We start from the raw sequence: 16413 nt of genomic DNA, 5'->3' as shown, positions 1-16413 counted from the left end.
TTGCGTAATTTCGACTGAGGCAAGCCAGATCTTGGAAAAGCTACAACGCCTTCAAAGTGGGATCGAGGGACTTGACGCTCTGTTGAAGGGCGGTCTGGTGGCCGGTGCATCCTATATCGTTCAGGGGCGCCCCGGCTCTGGCAAGACGATTCTCGCCAACCAGGTCGCGTTCAACCATGTGCGCGACGGTGGCCGTGTTCTGGTGGCCACCCTGTTGGCTGAGTCCCATGAAAGGCTCTTTCAATTCCTTTCCACGATGAGTTTCTTCGACCCCAGCAAGGTCGGTGCGGAGATTCAATTCGTCAGCGCCTTCGACACCCTGGAAAACGAGGGGCTCGACGAAGTCGTCAAGCTGCTGCGCCGCGAGATCAGCCGCCAGAAGGCCACGCTGCTGATCGTCGACGGTCTGCTCAATGCCCGCTCCAAGGCGGAGAACCAGATCGACACCAAGAAATTCATCTCCGAGCTGCAGGGCCATGCGGCCTTCGCCGGGTGCACGGTGCTGTTCCTGACCAGCTCGCGGCTGGACGACGGCAGCCCCGAGCACACCATGGTCGATGGTGTAGTCGAACTGGGCGAAGAACTGTTCGGTGCCCGCTCGGTGCGCCGCATCCACCTGCGCAAGACCCGCGGCAGCGGCGCCTTGTCCGGCCTGCACGAGTGCGAAATCACCGACGACGGATTGGTGATTCACCCGCGTCTGGAAAGCCTGTACAGCCAGCCAAGCCAACCAGACAGCGAAACCCTGGGGCAGATTTCCAGTGGTATATCGAGTCTTGATGAGCTGATCGGCGGTGGGCTGGCGGCGTCCTCGGTCACCTTGATCATGGGGCCATCGGGCGTCGGCAAGACCACCCTGGGGCTCAACTTCCTGGCGCAATCCACCGTCGAGGCGCCGGGCCTGCACTTTGGTTTCTATGAAACGCCGCAACGCCTGCGCCTGAAGGCCGAGGCGCTGGGCATCGACTTCGGTGCCCTGGAGGCCAGCGGCGCGCTGCATATCCTGTGGCAGCCGACTACCGAGGGGCTGCTCGATGGCCTGGGTGCCAAGGTCATCGAGGCGGTACGCGCGAGGGGTATCAAGCGTCTGCATATCGACAGCCTCGGCGGCCTGGCCCGCCTGGCGACAGGCAACGCACGTCTGATCGAGTTCTTCAGCGCGCTGATGAACCAGCTGCGGGCCATGGGCGTCACGGTATTCGCCACCTGGGAGATGCGCGACCTGTTCACCGCCGAGATCAACGCCCCGGCTCCGGAGCTGTCGAGTATCGTCGACAACCTGATCCTCATGCGTTTCGTGGAAAAAGACGCTGAACTAAAGCGGCTCCTGTCCATCCTTAAGATGAGGGACAGGTGTTACGATCCCTCGCTTTTGGAAGTGGTCATCAGTGATCATGGTATTGAACTCAGCAAGGCCTTTAGACATGCCGCGGGTGCGCTGTCGGGCAATGCCGTCCCTGCGCAGGACGCCTGAGCCATGTGTGCCTGACCGAGCCAATAAACTATGACAACCATCTTGATAGTCGACGATGAATACCTGATTGCGGATATTCTCGGCTATGCCATGGAAGACGAAGGCTACATGGTGGTCAAGGCCAGCAATGGCCGTCGCGGCCTCGAGGTGCTCGACCGTGAGCGCCCCGAACTGGTGATTACGGATTTCATGATGCCGGTCATGGACGGTCTCGAATTCGCCCGGGCCATTCGCGCCCGGCCAGGGTCGGCGGATCTGCCGATCATTCTCATGAGTGGCGCCCAGGCTAGCGTCGGGCGCGCCAGCCCCGAACTGTTCGCCGCGGTGTTCGACAAGCCGTTCGATATCAATCAGGTCATCGCCAAGGTCAGGGAGCTGATCGGCCCGAGTTGATCGCAACCATCGTGCTGGTGACGGCACGGCAACCCTTGCGCCCTCTGGTTCACAAGCGGAACGCCTCATGGCTGTGGTGATCGAACGCTGCGCACGCCCAGGCGCGTGTCCATGTGCCCGAAACCGTCGTGCTGAATTCATGGGTGAAAAGGTGGGGCGGGCATCGGTAGACGCCAGGTTGCCCGTTGCGGTGTCGGGTTCGCAACCGAGCGGGCGGGACTATCCGGGCGCCGCGCACGCGAAGGACTGTCCTCGCGCATCCTGATCTGCAGCGACGAATCCCATGAGCTCTTGCCGCTGCTCACCGGCCTCGAGCCGCGGCGTCGGATAGCGGTCAGCTGGCTGTGGCGCCTGCGCTGAAAAGCATCGCCAAACCATTCTCCATAGCGAGTTGGGCGAGGCCCTCGACGAGCCTCTGCCAGGGCGATCCTGGCCGCTCGCAGCCCCTGCCACGGCCTTTCGGCAACTTTTTTCACGCAAAGCATGCGGATGCGGAATCAAAGCGTTGCTCCGTAGTCCTAAACCCTGACAACGAATAGCGGCACCCCAGCGCGCCGCCTCCAACACCCTCGAAACACCGGGTTGGATGTCGAACCGTTGCAGCACCAGACGCCGTTTTTCGCGCTGCCCTCTACCCGAGTAGGCAGATGCCAGACGGGTGGTTGCCAAGGGAAGGGATGCTGCAGCCTGCACCGCCTCGACACGCATTGGCGGGCGTGCAGATGCCTGTGGTTCGGCTTAGAACTGCCAGCGTCCATCAATCGAGTGTCGCCGTACCGTTACGGCGATTGTGGGGGAGATATTAACCATTGAACGGTAATCACAGCCTATGAAAATGTTGAAGGAATCCCTCAAGAAGGTCTTGCCGCGGGACAGTATCGATAACCTCAAGACCTTGCAGAAGAGACTCGCCATGGGCTGGATCCGGGCGTTGTCGCGCTCGGCCATGTTGCGCCGTTTCCATTATTCGTTCTTCTCCTCGGCCTTTGACCGCGAAGCCTATGCGGTGGTCGTCGGCCACCTGCAGCATGAGCAGAACCTGTCCGGTGCCGAGCCGGTGAACTATTTCCTGCGTCGCGCCGTGCATCGCATCGAGAAGGGGCTGATCATGCAGCCGCGGCGTCAGGTGTTCGCGCTCGACTACATCAACGATACGGTCGACAGCTACATCGCCTCGCTCAACGGCAACGTCGATCGCGACGAGGTCAGCTGGGCCCACGATGTGCTCGCCGAATACTTTGCCGTCACCGGCGACCATCCGGTGCTCAACCGCGCCCGCGAGAAGTTCGCCCGTTTCGAGCGCCCCAGCGGCTCGCCCGAAACCCTGCGCCATCCGGACGCCGAGCGTGTGCCGTTCGCAGTCGACCTGAGCACGCCGAGCGTCGATTTCACCGCCATGCGTCAGCTGGCGATGAAGCGCCGTTCGGTGCGCTGGTACCAGCAGGGCCGTCCGGTGCCGCGGGAAGTGATCGACAAGGCCGTGGAAGTCGCCGTGCAGTCGCCGAGTGCCTGTAACCGCCAGCCCTATCGCTTCGTGGTGTTCGATGACCCCGCCTCGGTGGCCCAGGCGTCGCGCCTGCCCATGGGGGTGGCCGGCTTCGATCACAATTTCCCGGCCATCGTCGCCGTGGTCGGCCGCTTGCGCGCCTACCCCCACGTGCGCGACCGCCACGTGATCTACATCGACGGCGCCCTGGCGGCAATGTCCTTCATGTTCGCGCTGGAGACCCAGGGCGTATCGTCCTGCTCGATCAACTGGCCGGACATTCCCGAGCGTGAAGAGGCCGCGGCCAGGCTGCTCAAGCTCGACCCGGACGAGCGCATCGTGATGTTCATTTCCCTTGGCTACGCCGCCGACACCGGCCTGGTGCCGTATTCGCAGAAGCTCTCGCTGGAGGAAGCCCGCAGCTATATGCGCCTGGAGACGCCCGCTCGATGAGTGCCTCGCGTGTCCAGGAGGGTATGAAGTACCTCCGCAATTCCGGCTGGATGCTGGCCGAGAAGTTTCTGATGCTGGCCATTGGCCTGGCCACCACGGTGGTGCTGGCGCGCTACCTGGGGCCCGAGGATTTCGGTTACCTCAACTACGCGCTGGCGCTGCTGGGCTTGCTCAGCATCGTCGTGCACCTGGGGCTCACCGGCCTGGTGGTCAAGGAGCTGCGCAGCAACCCCGACAATGAAGACCAGATTCTCTCCACGGTATTCGTGATCAAGGTGGGCTGCTCGGTGATCGCCTTCGCGATCATGATGAGCACCTACCTGTTCGGCAACGACCAGAACTTCCTGGTGCTGCTGTTCACCGCCCTGGCGCTGTTCTTCACCCCGTTCGAGATGCTCATAGACTGGTTCCAGGCGCGGGTGCAGGCCAAGTACGCGGCGGTGGCCGGCTTCGTCGGCCAGCTGGGCGGCAACGGCCTGAAGATGATCCTGGCCATCGCCGGTGCCGGCCTGGTGTATATCGCCCTGGCCCACGTGGTGGTGGTGATGGTCACTTCGGCGATCCTGGTCTGCTACGCGGTGATGCTCAAGCGCGATTTCCGTTTCGACTTTTCCTGGCCCCTGGGCAAGGCGCTGCTCAAGAAGAGCTTTCTCATCTTCCTGGGTTCGCTGTCGGCGGTGATCTACCTCAAGGTCGACCAGATCATGCTGCAGTACATGCTCGGCGAGTACGCCGTGGGGGTGTATTCGGCGGCGTCGCGGTTGTCCGAGGCCTGGTACCTGATCCCGACCATTCTCATGGCTTCGGTGTTCCCGAAGATGATCGACCTGCACAAGAGCGACACCGCCGGCTACAACCGCTTCATGCAGGTGGCGCTGGATGTGTTGTTCTTCATGGCCTTCGCCCTGGCCGTGGTGGTGTTCTTGCTCTCCGACTGGATCGTGCACCTGCTGTACGGCGCCCAGTACGTCGACGCCGGCCCGGTGCTGGCGATCCATATCTTCGCCGCGACCTTCGTGTTCATGCGCGCGCTGTTCAGCAAGTGGATCATCATCGAGGAAGCCTTCGTCTTTTCCCTGGTCACCCAGGGCCTCGGCGCGCTGAGCAACATCGTGCTCAATTACTACCTCATCCAGAGCCACGGCGTGGTCGGCTCGGCCTGGGCGACGCTGATTTCCTATTCCATCGCCGGCTACGTGAGCTTGCTGCTGTCACGCAAGACACGGCCGCTGTTCATCATGATGACCAAGAGTATTTGCCTGCACGTGTTCATAAGCGTGCCCCAGTTGATTCGTGAATTCAGGAGAAGGTGATATGTACGTCGAGATTCGCAAGGCCGGTTTCGTCAACAAGGGGGCGGCACTGATGCTGCACGCCGCCCTGCAGCAGGTGCGCAAGAACTTGCCAGCTGCCAAGGTGGTGATGGAGCCCGGCCGGGCCAATAGCCCCTATCCTTATGTCAATCGCGCGTCCCTGGGGCTTTACCAGAAGGCCTGGCTGTGGCGCAAAGGCATCCCGTTCGGTGACCTGGCCGCCCTGGTGCCGGCCGGTATCCGCGAGCAGTACGGCATCGTGCTGGACAAGGACATCAACGTGGTACTGGACGCCGCCGGCTTCGCCTACAGCGACCAGTGGGGCCCGGATCTGTCCGAGGAGCTGGCCCGTTCCAGCAAGCGCTGGAAGAAGCAGGGCTCCAAGGTGATCCTGCTGCCCCAGGCCTTCGGGCCGTTCCGCGACCCGCGCAGCCGCGAGGCGGTGAAGGCGTTCGTCGACAACTGCGATCTGATCTTCGCCCGCGAGCAGATCTCCTACGACTATCTGACCGAGATCGTCGGCGAGCGCGACAACATCAAGATCGCCCCGGACTTCACCAACCTGATCAGCGGGCCGGTGCCGGACTACTTCGATCCTGCCATCCACCAGGTCTGCCTGGTGCCCAACTGCCGCATGCTCGACAAGACCAATGACAGCATCGCCAAGGGCTATGCACCGTTCCTCGAGCGTGCCGCCAAGGCACTGGTGGAGCGCGGCGCCAAGCCGTTCCTGCTGATCCACGAAGGCGAGGGCGATGCGCGCCTGGCCGAGCAGGTGTCCCAGGCGGTCGGCGGCCTGCCGATCCTGCGCGAGACCGACCCGCTGGCCATCAAGGGCATCCTCGGCGCCTGCCGTGGCACCCTCGGTAGCCGCTTCCACGGCCTGGTCAGCGCGCTGTCCCAGGGCGTGCCGTCCCTGGCCACCGGCTGGAGCCACAAGTACCAGATGCTGTTCGCCGACTATGGCTTCTCCGAGGGCGTGCTGGACATCAACCTGAGCGACGAGGAACTCGATCGCGCCCTCGACAACCTCACGGACCCGGTGCAGATGCAGGCGCTTTCCGCGCGCCTGAACGCCCATTCCGCGGAGCTCAAGACCCGCACCCAGGCCATGTGGAACGAGGTGTTCGCGTTGATCGAGCAGGGCCACAACGTACGCAGCGAGAAGCCGGTTGCCGTGGCAACTGGGCGTTAAACGGACGAGGGCGATGCCGCATCGGCGGCATCGCCTTTTCCAGCGTGCCAGACCAAGGTTCTTCGCTCTTTAGGGGAGCGCCTGGTTGATGCCGGACTGGCAAGTTTGTGTGCGTTGCCGATGGCTTGGCACTCTCCATTAGCACGCCGCCTGGCCGGGTGGGTTTCGCCCCTTACGGGCGACTCACTTTCTTTGCTTGTGCAAAGAAAGTAAGCAAAGAAACACACCCCTACATCCGGCCCCGGCTGCGCCGGGGTTCCCTCGCTCCATCACCACTCCAGGGGCACGCTGCGAAGGGCCATCCCTGGCCCATCGCAGCTCTCGCGACATCCATGTCGCTCAACCCCTTACATGGCGATTCCACTCGGCCTCCTGAAGGGGACCATGTCGCGAGCTTGCGACATCTGCGCAAGATCAAAGTCGGTAGCGTTTGGCTTTTGCTCTTGAAGCGCGATCTCACAGACGACGCCCAAGTCCCCTTCAGGAGGCCGAGTGGAGGTGTTGCGTAGGGGAGCGAGCCGCATGGATGCGGCGAGAGGCTTAATGGGCCAGGGATGGCCCATGTAAGCCGGCCCCCGGAGCGGCACCGGAGCGAGGAAACGCAGCGAAGCGGAGTAACAGCCGAAGGCTGGCCCGCAGGGTGAGCAAAGCGAATCAAGTTTCGCGCAGCGAAACCCGGATGTCGGGGTGCCCTTCTTTGGCACACCTTTCTTGGGCAAGCAAAGAGACGTAGCGAAGCGCAGTAACAGCCGCAGGCTGGCCCGAAGGGTGAGCGCAGCGAATCAAGGTGTGGCGCCCGTAAGGGGCGCAAGACAAAGGTTCAGCAGACGCGGTAACGGATAGTGCCAAGTCAGTAAGTGATACGCACACAAACTTGCCAGTCCGGTGCCAAGACTGATTTTTCTGAGAGACCGCGATGAACAAAAAACGCCCGGACGATCACTCGTCCGGGCGTTTCAGTACCTGCAGTCGACTCAGGATTTGCGGTCGTAGGCGCTTTGTTCGCTGACTGGGACATTGCTGTCACGGCCATTGCGCACGATGTAGTAGAAGAACCGCGGAATGCCGATCACGTAGCGGGCGAACAGCCGGCGCGGTTCCATCAGCAGGCGATAGGCCCATTCCATGCCGACCTTGCGAACCAGTTCGGGCGCCCGGTTGAAGCGCTGGGCGGCGAAATCCAGGATCGCGCCACCGCAGATCATCAGGGCAGGGCGGTTGAGGTTGCGCTGCAGGGTGACGGCCACCTCTTCCTGGCGCGGCATGCCCATGCCCATGACGATCAACGGAATCTTGCCCGGCTGCAGGTGCTCCAGAACGAATTCCAGGTAGCGCTCCACGGGCTGGAAGCCGTCGATGGCGTGATAGTCACGACCGCGGAACAGGGCGTTGGCGCCTTCCTCGGTCCATGGCTCGCAGGTACCCATGGCGAACAACTGGTACCGGTCGCTGCGCTCGCCCTGCAGGGCGTGCTCGATCAGCGCCGGAATGAAATCGGTACCGTTGAGGTTGGCCCCGGGCGCCAGGCCGTTCAATTGGCAGGCCAGCTTGATGCCGATGCCGTCGCGCAGCAGATGGTTGATCTGCAGGAAGTGGCGGCGTGCGCGCTTGTCCTGCTGGATCAGGTTGTAGCCATGCTGGTTGAGAAAGCCAACGATGGTCGGTTTCTTCGGAGTGCTCAAGTCTTCGAGCAACGGCGTCACATCATGTTCTTCCAGCAACTTCAGTTTGTGAATAACGGGGTCGTACAGGAGTTTGGAAGTTTTCACGGGCGAGCCTCGTTGTCGGAAAGTAGGAGAGTTATCCGGAGGGCGTTCACGGGGGCTTCGCGCTTTGCTTGTTCTTGTAGGAAGTCCGTTTGATAGCGAAATGGAAGGCATTCCTTGCCCCATCGGGTGTGAACTGGCAGAGCCATGGGAACGGTAGCCAACCACCCGGCGAAGGGGCCCTGGAGGGCCCCGGTGATGGGCGCCGGCGCAATCAGCACTGCCCCGGGCTCAGGCCGCAGAAACCTTGAGTTCCTTGACGCGGCCATAGTTGTCTGAGAAGCGGATGATATCGTCCTCGCCCAGGTAGGTCCCGGATTGCACTTCGATCAGCTCGAGCGGAATCATGCCCGGGTTTTCCAGGGCATGGATCTGGCCGATCGGAATGTAGGTCGACTGGTTTTCGGTGACCATGTAGGTCTCGTCGCCATTGGTCACCTGGGCGGTGCCGCTGACCACGATCCAGTGCTCGGCGCGGTGGTGGTGCATCTGCACCGACAGCTTGGCGCCCGGCTTCACGGTGATGCGCTTGACCTGGTAACGCGCACCATTGTCGATGGAGTCGTACATGCCCCACGGACGGTACACCTCGCGGTTGTTGAGGTACTCGCAACGCTCCTCGCGCTTGAGCTGCTCGACGATGCGCTTGACCTCCTGGGCCTTGTCCTTGTGGGCGACCATGACGGTGTCCTTGGTCTCGACGATGATCAGGTCCTCGACGCCAACGGTGGTCACCAGACGGTAGTCGGCATGCACATAATTGTTCTGGCTGTCGTGGCTGAGCACGTCGCCCTTGTGCACGTTGCCCTGTGCGTCCTTGTCGCTGACGTCCCACAGCGCGGACCAGGAGCCGATGTCGCTCCAGCCGGCATCCAGGGGCACCATCACCGCGTCCTCGGTCTTTTCCATCACTGCGTAGTCGATGGAGTCTTCAGGGCAGGCGGCAAAGGCCTCCTTGCCGATACGCACGAAGTGCATGTCTTCTTCGCTCTGGGCGGTGGCGCGGCGGCAGGCGTCGAGAATCTCCGGCTGCCAGCGCTGCAGCTCTTCGAGGTAGCGGCTGGCGCGGAACATGAACATGCCGCTGTTCCAGAAGTGTTCGCCGGAGGCCAGGTAGCGCTCGGCGGTTTCGCTGTCGGGCTTCTCGACGAACTGCTTCACGGCGAAGCCGCCTTCGCCGGCAGCGGCGCCTTTCTGCAGGTAGCCGTAGCCGGTTTCGGCATGGGTCGGCACGATGCCGAAGGTCACCAGTTTGCCGGCTTGGGCGAAGGGCAGGGCAGTTTCTACGGCGCGGTGGAAGGCGTCCACGTCCTTGATCAGGTGGTCGGCGGCGAGAACCAGCAGCACCGGGTCGTGTTCTTTTTCCAGCGCCTTGATCGCGGCCAGGGCAACCGCGGGGGCGGTGTTACGGCCTACCGGCTCGAGCAGGATGCTGGCGTTGTCGATTCCCAAGGTGCGCAGCTGTTCGGCGGCGAGGAAACGGTGCTCCTCGTTGCAGATCAGGCACGGCTGGCTGACCTTCAGGCCGTCCAGGCGGCGAATGGTCGCCTGCAGCATGGACAGCGAGTCATCGGCGATCGGCAGGAACTGCTTGGGGTTGAGTTGGCGCGAAAGCGGCCACAGGCGCGAGCCATTGCCGCCGGAAAGAATGACAGGAATCATCGTGGAGCTCCTCCCATGAAGAGTGATTGCCGAAGTTTGAATTCCCTGAGCAGGATCGGCAGGATCAGGAACGCGTCGCGAACATAGCGGCCCACCAGACGGCGTGGTTCGGTATAGGCGCGGTGCAGCCATTCCAGCGAACAGCGCTGCATCCACAGCGGAGCGCGGCGCAGCTTGCCGGACAGAAAGTTGATCGAGGCGCCCACGCACAGGCCGATGCCGACGGCCTGGTCGCTCTCGAAGATCTTGTGCGCGAGAATTTCCTGACGTGGGCAGCCCACCGACAGCACCACCAGGTGGGAGGGGTGCTCGACGACGAAGGACAGGCAGGCCTGGATCGCTTCTTCACTGTCGATGAAACCCATCGGCGGGTTGTGGTGGTGGAAGTTGATGCTTGGAAAGCGTTCACGCAGCCGCGCGATGTCATCGTCCTCGCAGCCGATGATGGTCACGTCCCAGGCGCGCTCCTCGGCGATGCCGATCAGCTCGGCGGTCAGGGTGCTGCCGGGGATGGCGTCCTCGACCGGCACCTTGAGCATGCGCAGCAGTGGCAATAGCACGCGGCTGTCGCAGATGCGGTGACGGGCCACGGCGTAGGCGCGCTTGAGGTCGCGGTCGGTTTCCAGCTGCACCACGTGATTGACGTTGGGCGTCACGATATAGCTGTACTTGCTGGTGCTGTGCTCAACCAAGTCCTCGATCAGGCGATGCTTGGTGCCAGCGTAGAACTCGATGTCAAAGGCCTTCATCAACACCTCTCTGCGCCACTGGCGCGTGTCACGGACGGGCAACGGTTGTTGTTGCTCGCGATTCATTTGCCCAAGGCCGCTTTCAGCAGTTTGCTGTGGGTATGCACGTAGTGCAGGACATACAAAGAGATACTGTGCAACGGCGATAGTTTCATGACCTCCCGACGAATGCGCATGTCTTCCTTCAGCGCGTCGAAACGACGGCTGGTGGAGACTCCGGTGGTGTCGAAAATGCACAGCGGCGACTCGATCTTCAGCACATCGAGCTGGTGATCCTGGCCCTGCAGGAATTCGACGATCATGCAATAGTCGGCCGAGAGCTTGAAATCCTCGCGAAAGCGCACGTTGCGCAGCCGCTCGTTCTCGAAGTACATGGCCTGGTGGCTGGACGGCATGCCCAGCACCAGGTGCTCGATCTTCTTCGCCTTGGCTGCTGTCAGGCGACCAACGGCGTCCTGCAGGTAATAGTCGCCGTACACGTAGCGCGGTTTGCCCGGTGCCCGTTCGATGGCATCGGCGACCTTCTGCAGCACGTTCTCGTCGTAGAAGAAGTCGCCGCTGTTGAGGAACAGGGTGTAGCCCTCGGTCGCCGAGCCCTTGATCAGGCCCTTGTTCATGGCGTCGTAGAGCCCCTTGTCGCGCTCGGAGGTGATTTCGGCGTAGGGCTCGTCAATGGTCGCCAGCCACTCGGCGCCGCCGTCCGTGGAGGCGCCGTCGACGACGATCCAGCGGAAGTTGCGGTAGGTCTGGGCAGCCACACTCTGGTAGGTCTGCTTGAGACCCGCCAGGTTATTCCAGTTGATGGTTACGATACTGAATTGGGTCATGGCGTGTGCCTCTGATCTCACGAGTCGGGGATGCTTGCGCGGCATAGGCGCGGGAGTAGTACAGGAAGCAGGCGGCGCCGATGCCCAGGACATCGCCGCCGTACATCAGGGAGTTGGACAGGAACATGTTGAGCATCTGGAACCAGAACACCAGCTGGAAGGCGCTGAGCAGCGGGCCCTTGTTCGGGCAGCGCTTCATGATGCGCAGATAGCCGACGTAGAAGATCAGCGCGATCAGCGGGGTGAGGAAACCGTAGCGGTAGTACACGCCGAAGATGCCCACGTCCGATAGGTAGAAGTGCGGGTTGTAGAGCGTGCTGAAACCGCCCTTCCACTGCAGCGACAGCGAGCCCATGCCGATGTACATGTTGTCGGCCACCGCGCCGAGGATGATCGCCGTGGTGGTATCGCGTACGCCCGGGCCGGTGGTGGCTTCGTCGAGCAGCGCCTGGAACTTGTCGAACTGGGCGTAGTAGAAGTCCGGGAAGATGAAGAACGAGGTCACCAGGATGGTGGCGGCCAGCAGGCCCAGCTTGAGCAGCGAGTCGATGCGGTCGCGGAAGATCCACAGGCCGGCCAGGCACCAGATGATCATGGTCTGGCGGGTCTGCAGTACCAGCCACAGGTAGGACGCGAAGAACAGCAGGGTGAAGACCTTGGGCAGCGAGATACGATCCTTCATGCTGTACATCAGCATGAAGGCGCAGATGGTCACGTAGCTCGAGCCGATGCGGAAACGATTGGGGCGCAGCAGCACGTCGCCGGCGTCCTTGGCATCCACGGTAAAGGACACGTTGGTGTTTTCCGGGATGATCCCGAAGTAGTAGCAGTAGCCGACGAAGGCGCAGGCCAGGCCCGAGTAGAGAAAGAAGGTCTCCAGGTGCTTCTGGGTAGGCGCGGTCTTGATCATCAGGAACAGCGCCGGGAAGAACACCAGGTAGGCGAAGCTGCGGCGCTCTTCGAGCAGGCCGTAGATGAATGGCTGATCGAAATTCAGCTCGGCCATGATCGCCGAGACCACGGGCAGCACCACGCCCATGAAGATGATCAACAGGCTGGTCTTGGACTGGTAGATGCGCTTCCAGACCAGAAACAGCGCCGCCGAGCACCCGAGAATGCCGAGCAGCCACAGCTCGCGCAGGTAGGGGATGCCAGCCTTCTTGTCGTCGGTCAGAAAGAAACAGGCCGAGTTCAGGACAAACAAGATCAGCAGCAGATTGCGGTATGCCAGGAGTTGCTTGAACAAGCTCGCCTTCCCATATCGTAATTGTCTTGGCTCGCAGGCGCCGCCGCGTAGGCGTGGCTTGCGAGGTATCTAGTACAGCGCCTGCAAATAGTCGCGGGTATTGCTGTGGATGCGCGCTTCGTCGCGCATCTGCTCGATCGGCCACCAGCGGTAGCGACCGTGTTGCACACTGGGCGGCTGCAGGTTCTGCTGCGCGCCCAGTTCCAGGGCGTAGGCGATGACCACGTAGTGGGTATCCGGCGACTCGCCGAACACGCTGTCGTCATAGAAGTGCTCGTACACGCCGAGCAGCCTGGCCTGGTCACGGCTGAACGCCTGGCCCAGTTCTTCCTGGGTCAGGCGCGCGAACGCTGCGTCCAGGGTTTCGTTCTTCAGGATCCGCCCGCCCGGGGCGAACCAGCTGCCCTGGGCAGGGCGGTTGAGCCGCTCGCCCAGCAGCAGTTCGCCCTGCAGGTTGCGTACCAGCAGGTCGATGGATACCAGCGGCGTGCTGGCGACCACGGTCTTGAAGGTATCGGCCGGCAGGAACATGTCAGCCCCGTACGTCGTCGATGTTGTCGACGAACCAGCGGTAGGCATCACGCAGGCCGGTTTCCAGGTCGATGCTCGCCGTCCAGCCGAGCTTGGCCAGGCGCGAGACGTCCATCAGCTTGCGCGGCGTGCCGTCGGGCTTGCTGCTGTCGAAGCTCAGGCGGCCCTGGAACTCGGTGACCCGCGCGATGGTTTCGGCCAACTCGCGAATGGTGCAGTCCTGGCCGGTGCCCACGTTGATGTGCGAGAGCATCGGCTGGGTGTGCGCCTGGTACGTGGCTTCATCCAGGTTCATCACGTGGACGCTGGCCGCGGCCATGTCGTCGACGTGCAGGAACTCGCGCATCGGCGTGCCGCTGCCCCAGATCACCACCTCATCGTCGCCTCGCAGGGTCGCTTCATGGAAGCGACGCAGCAGGGCGGGGATGACGTGGCTGTTTTCCGGGTGGTAGTTGTCGTGCGGGCCGTACAGGTTGGTCGGCATCACGCTGCGGTAGTCGCGACCATGCTGGCGGTTGTAGCTCTCGCACAGCTTGATCCCGGCGATCTTGGCGATCGCGTAGGGCTCGTTGGTCGGCTCCAGCACGCCGGTCAGCAGCGCTTCTTCACGCATCGGCTGCTCGGCATGCTTGGGGTAGATGCACGAGCTGCCCAGCGACAGCAGCTTCTGCACGCCGGCTTCGTGGGCGGCGTTGATGACGTTGGCCTCGATCATCAGGTTCTGGTAGATGAAGTCGGCCGGGTACTGGTTGTTGGCGTGGATGCCGCCGACCTTGGCCGCGGCCAGGTAGACCTGGTCGATGCGCTGCTCGGCGAAGAAGCGTTTCACGCTGGCCGCATCGACCAGGTCCACGCTTTCGCGTGGTGCCGTGACGATGCTCTGGTAGCCCAGGTTCTGCAGGTGGCGCACGATCGCCGAACCGACCATCCCGCGATGGCCGGCGACGAAGACGCGCTGATCAAGACGCGCGCTCATGCTCAGTTCTCCACGGAGACTGGCAGTTCGTGGCCGTGCTCCTTGAGCAGGGCATGGCGCTGGGCGACCTTGAGGTCTTCGCGAACCATCTCGGCGCACATCTGCTGCACGGTGATTTCCGGCGTCCAGCCCAGTTTGGTCTTGGCCTTGGTCGGGTCGCCGAGCAGGGTTTCCACTTCCGCAGGGCGGAAGTAGCGCGGGTCGATGCGCACGATCACGTCACCGACTTTCAGCGCCGGGGCCTTGTCGCCGTCGATACGCTCGACGATGCCTTGCTCGTCCACGCCGCTGCCTTCGAAGCGCAGGTGCACGCCCAGCTCGGCCGCCGACCAGGTGATGAACTCACGCACCGAGTACTGCACGCCGGTGGCGATCACGAAGTCGTCCGGTTGCTCCTGCTGCAGCATCATCCACTGCATGCGCACGTAGTCCTTGGCATGGCCCCAGTCACGCAGCGAGTCGATGTTGCCCATGTACAGGCAAGGCTCCAGGCCCTGGGCGATGTTGGCCAGGCCACGGGTGATCTTGCGGGTCACGAAGGTCTCGCCACGGCGCGGCGACTCGTGGTTGAAGAGGATGCCGTTGCATGCGTACATGCCATAGGCTTCGCGGTAGTTGACGGTGATCCAGTAGGCGTACAGCTTGGCGACCGCGTAGGGCGAGCGCGGGTAGAAGGGGGTGGTTTCCTTCTGCGGGATTTCCTGCACCAGGCCGTACAGCTCGGAGGTGGAGGCCTGGTAGAAACGGGTTTTCTTTTCCAGGCCCAGCAGGCGGATGGCCTCGAGGATACGCAGGGTACCCATGGCATCGACGTCGGCGGTGTATTCCGGCGCTTCGAAGCTGACTGCCACGTGGGACTGCGCGCCGAGGTTGTAGACCTCGTCAGGCTGCACTTCCTGGATGATGCGGGTCAGGTTGGACGAGTCGTTGAGGTCGCCGTAATGCAGGATGAAGTTCTGGTTGTCGACATGCGGATCCTGGTAGATGTGGTCCACACGCTGGGTGTTGAAGGACGACGCGCGGCGTTTGATGCCATGCACCTGGTAACCCTTTTCCAGCAGGAACTCGGCGAGGTAGGAACCGTCCTGACCTGTGATACCGGTGATGAGTGCTTTTTTCTGTTCCATTGCAATACCTGCCATGTTCAATTGATTAGAGAGCTGTAGCCACATTGCTGCGCGCGGTCGGAGGATCAGGCGCGCTTGAGCAGCATTTGCAGACGTTCCATGACGCCGAGAAAAATGATCCGTACCGACGGAAACTTGTAAAAGAAACGGTAGATGTCGTACTCCGCCTTCTGCCGCATCTTGCTGTCGCTGCTGAGGTCGGCGGAGTCGATCAGGGCTAGGCCCTCACCTTCGATGTTGTGCAGGATGCTCAGTTCCATGGGCTTCATGGAAAGGGCGAAATTGTGCAGTCCACGGGCGTGGGTACGGGTCAATTGCAGGCCTTCGCAGGTCTTGCTGCCGTACAGATTGACGGTGAAATCGTAATCGGCGAGCAGCGGATTGCGGCGCTTGATGCATGCCGGCAGCAACTCGCAATAGGCGTCGTAGACCGACAGGCTGTCCTCGCGGCGAGGAAACCTGTAGTCCACCGCCTTCTGCTGGATGGGCACCTGGAACCGCGACGAGGCGATGTTGAAGTGCTGGCCCGGATCACCGAAGTTGGTGGTCAGCGAGCGGAACGGGTACACGAAGTACAGAGCCCGGGAAATGATGTAGGCGGTGTACAGCTTGAGCCACGAGGACTCCGGCCAGCCGCGGATGTCCGCCGGAATTCCGTCGATATGGCTGATGTCGGTACCGTTGCTTTCCAGCCACTGGCGAAAGCCCTGCCAGTGCCGGCGCGACCAGGCCTGGCCCCAGGAGGCGGCCATCTGAATGAAGTGCACGTGGGCGTCGCCGTCGTCGACCGGCATGAAGGGCAGGTCGACGGTCTGGCTGAACTGCACGCTGTACAGGCTGATACCGGCCACGCCGGCATCATCGGCATAGGCCTGCAGGGCCTTGTGGGTGTAGTCGTAGAAGAATGGTGAAACGAACAGGTCGTCTTCCAGGATGATCACGTCGCCGTACTGCTCGGTCAGGTCGCCACAGCTCAGCACGTGCTGGCGCAGGCCGAGGCGCTGCGGGTGGGCGATGATGCGCTTTTCCCCATGGGGCCAGTCGAACGCTTCGGCGACCTGGCGCGGCTCCGGGTTGCCGGAGTTGTCGAGGCTGATCACCAGGCGCACGTTGCCTTCGGGGTACTGCGCCTGAATCAGGGAGCCCAACAGGCGCCGGAGGCTCTTGGGGCGGTTGTAGCCGATGACGACGATGGTGGGTAGTTGTTCGGTCATA

Annotated in this window: 14 protein-coding genes; 5 read left to right on the top strand and 9 right to left on the bottom strand. The window is 62.3% G+C overall.

The window, feature by feature from the left end; translation table 11 throughout:
- Positions 1–28 precede the first annotated feature (28 nt).
- The 5 genes from SA190iCDA_RS17280 (at position 29) to SA190iCDA_RS17260 (ending at position 6314) form a co-directional block, all read left to right on the top strand.
- Positions 29–1474, top strand: coding sequence for an ATPase domain-containing protein (locus SA190iCDA_RS17280; RefSeq protein WP_083329788.1), 1446 nt, complete (start codon positions 29–31; stop codon positions 1472–1474).
- 30 nt (positions 1475–1504) lie between these two features.
- Positions 1505–1867 (top strand): response regulator, encoded by a 363-nt coding sequence (locus SA190iCDA_RS17275; protein WP_070885300.1) that lies wholly within the window; start codon positions 1505–1507, stop codon positions 1865–1867.
- Between the two features lie 829 nt (positions 1868–2696).
- Positions 2697–3806, top strand: a complete 1110-nt coding sequence (locus SA190iCDA_RS17270; RefSeq protein ID WP_083329754.1) for a nitroreductase family protein — start codon at positions 2697–2699, stop codon at positions 3804–3806.
- Positions 3807–3829: 23 nt separating this feature from the next.
- Entirely contained in the window at positions 3830–5119 is a 1290-nt protein-coding gene (locus tag SA190iCDA_RS17265) for a flippase (protein ID WP_170833932.1), read from the top strand.
- A gap of 1 nt (position 5120) precedes the next feature.
- Complete coding sequence (locus SA190iCDA_RS17260; RefSeq protein ID WP_070885298.1) at positions 5121–6314, top strand: polysaccharide pyruvyl transferase family protein; 1194 nt, start codon at positions 5121–5123, stop codon at positions 6312–6314.
- 974 nt (positions 6315–7288) lie between these two features.
- On the opposite strand, the gene SA190iCDA_RS17255 is transcribed toward SA190iCDA_RS17260, so the two are convergent.
- The 9 genes from SA190iCDA_RS17255 to SA190iCDA_RS17215 all read right to left on the bottom strand — a co-directional run bounded on the left by SA190iCDA_RS17255 (position 7289) and on the right by SA190iCDA_RS17215 (position 16412).
- Positions 7289–8083 carry a WecB/TagA/CpsF family glycosyltransferase gene (locus tag SA190iCDA_RS17255; RefSeq protein ID WP_070885297.1) on the bottom strand — a complete coding sequence of 265 codons (795 nt, stop codon included), beginning with the start codon at positions 8081–8083 and terminating at the stop codon, positions 7289–7291.
- Positions 8084–8311: 228 nt separating this feature from the next.
- Entirely contained in the window at positions 8312–9742 is a 1431-nt protein-coding gene (locus tag SA190iCDA_RS17250; protein ID WP_070885295.1) for a mannose-1-phosphate guanylyltransferase/mannose-6-phosphate isomerase, read from the bottom strand.
- Entirely contained in the window at positions 9739–10491 is a 753-nt protein-coding gene (locus tag SA190iCDA_RS17245; protein ID WP_070885294.1) for a WecB/TagA/CpsF family glycosyltransferase, read from the bottom strand. The genes SA190iCDA_RS17250 and SA190iCDA_RS17245 overlap by 4 nt, the downstream gene beginning before the upstream one ends.
- A 62-nt stretch (positions 10492–10553) precedes the next feature.
- Positions 10554–11318: a glycosyltransferase gene (locus SA190iCDA_RS17240; protein ID WP_070885293.1), complete on the bottom strand. Its 765-nt coding sequence runs from the start codon at positions 11316–11318 to the stop codon at positions 10554–10556.
- Positions 11281–12564, bottom strand: a complete 1284-nt coding sequence (locus tag SA190iCDA_RS17235) for a hypothetical protein (protein WP_070885292.1) — start codon at positions 12562–12564, stop codon at positions 11281–11283. The genes SA190iCDA_RS17240 and SA190iCDA_RS17235 overlap by 38 nt, the downstream gene beginning before the upstream one ends.
- Before the next feature lie 69 nt (positions 12565–12633).
- The gene (locus SA190iCDA_RS17230) at positions 12634–13095 is read right to left on the bottom strand and encodes a GDP-mannose mannosyl hydrolase (RefSeq protein ID WP_070885291.1); all 462 of its coding nucleotides are present in this window, start codon (positions 13093–13095) and stop codon (positions 12634–12636) included.
- Between the two features lies 1 nt (position 13096).
- On the bottom strand, positions 13097–14071 hold the full coding sequence (gene fcl, locus SA190iCDA_RS17225; protein ID WP_070885290.1) for a GDP-L-fucose synthase: 975 nt from the start codon (positions 14069–14071) through the stop codon (positions 13097–13099).
- Positions 14072–14073: 2 nt separating this feature from the next.
- Positions 14074–15198 carry a GDP-mannose 4,6-dehydratase gene (gmd, locus tag SA190iCDA_RS17220; RefSeq protein ID WP_070885289.1) on the bottom strand — a complete coding sequence of 375 codons (1125 nt, stop codon included), beginning with the start codon at positions 15196–15198 and terminating at the stop codon, positions 14074–14076.
- Positions 15199–15263: 65 nt separating this feature from the next.
- Positions 15264–16412 (bottom strand): glycosyltransferase, encoded by a 1149-nt coding sequence (locus tag SA190iCDA_RS17215; RefSeq protein WP_070885288.1) that lies wholly within the window; start codon positions 16410–16412, stop codon positions 15264–15266.
- Between the last annotated feature and the right edge of the window lies 1 nt (position 16413).

This window comes from Pseudomonas argentinensis (assembly GCF_001839655.2).
Classification (GTDB): Bacteria; Pseudomonadota; Gammaproteobacteria; order Pseudomonadales; family Pseudomonadaceae; genus Aquipseudomonas; species Aquipseudomonas argentinensis_B.
The sequence above is the reverse complement of the archived record's forward strand: the minus strand, read 5'-3'. Positions and strand labels throughout refer to the sequence as shown.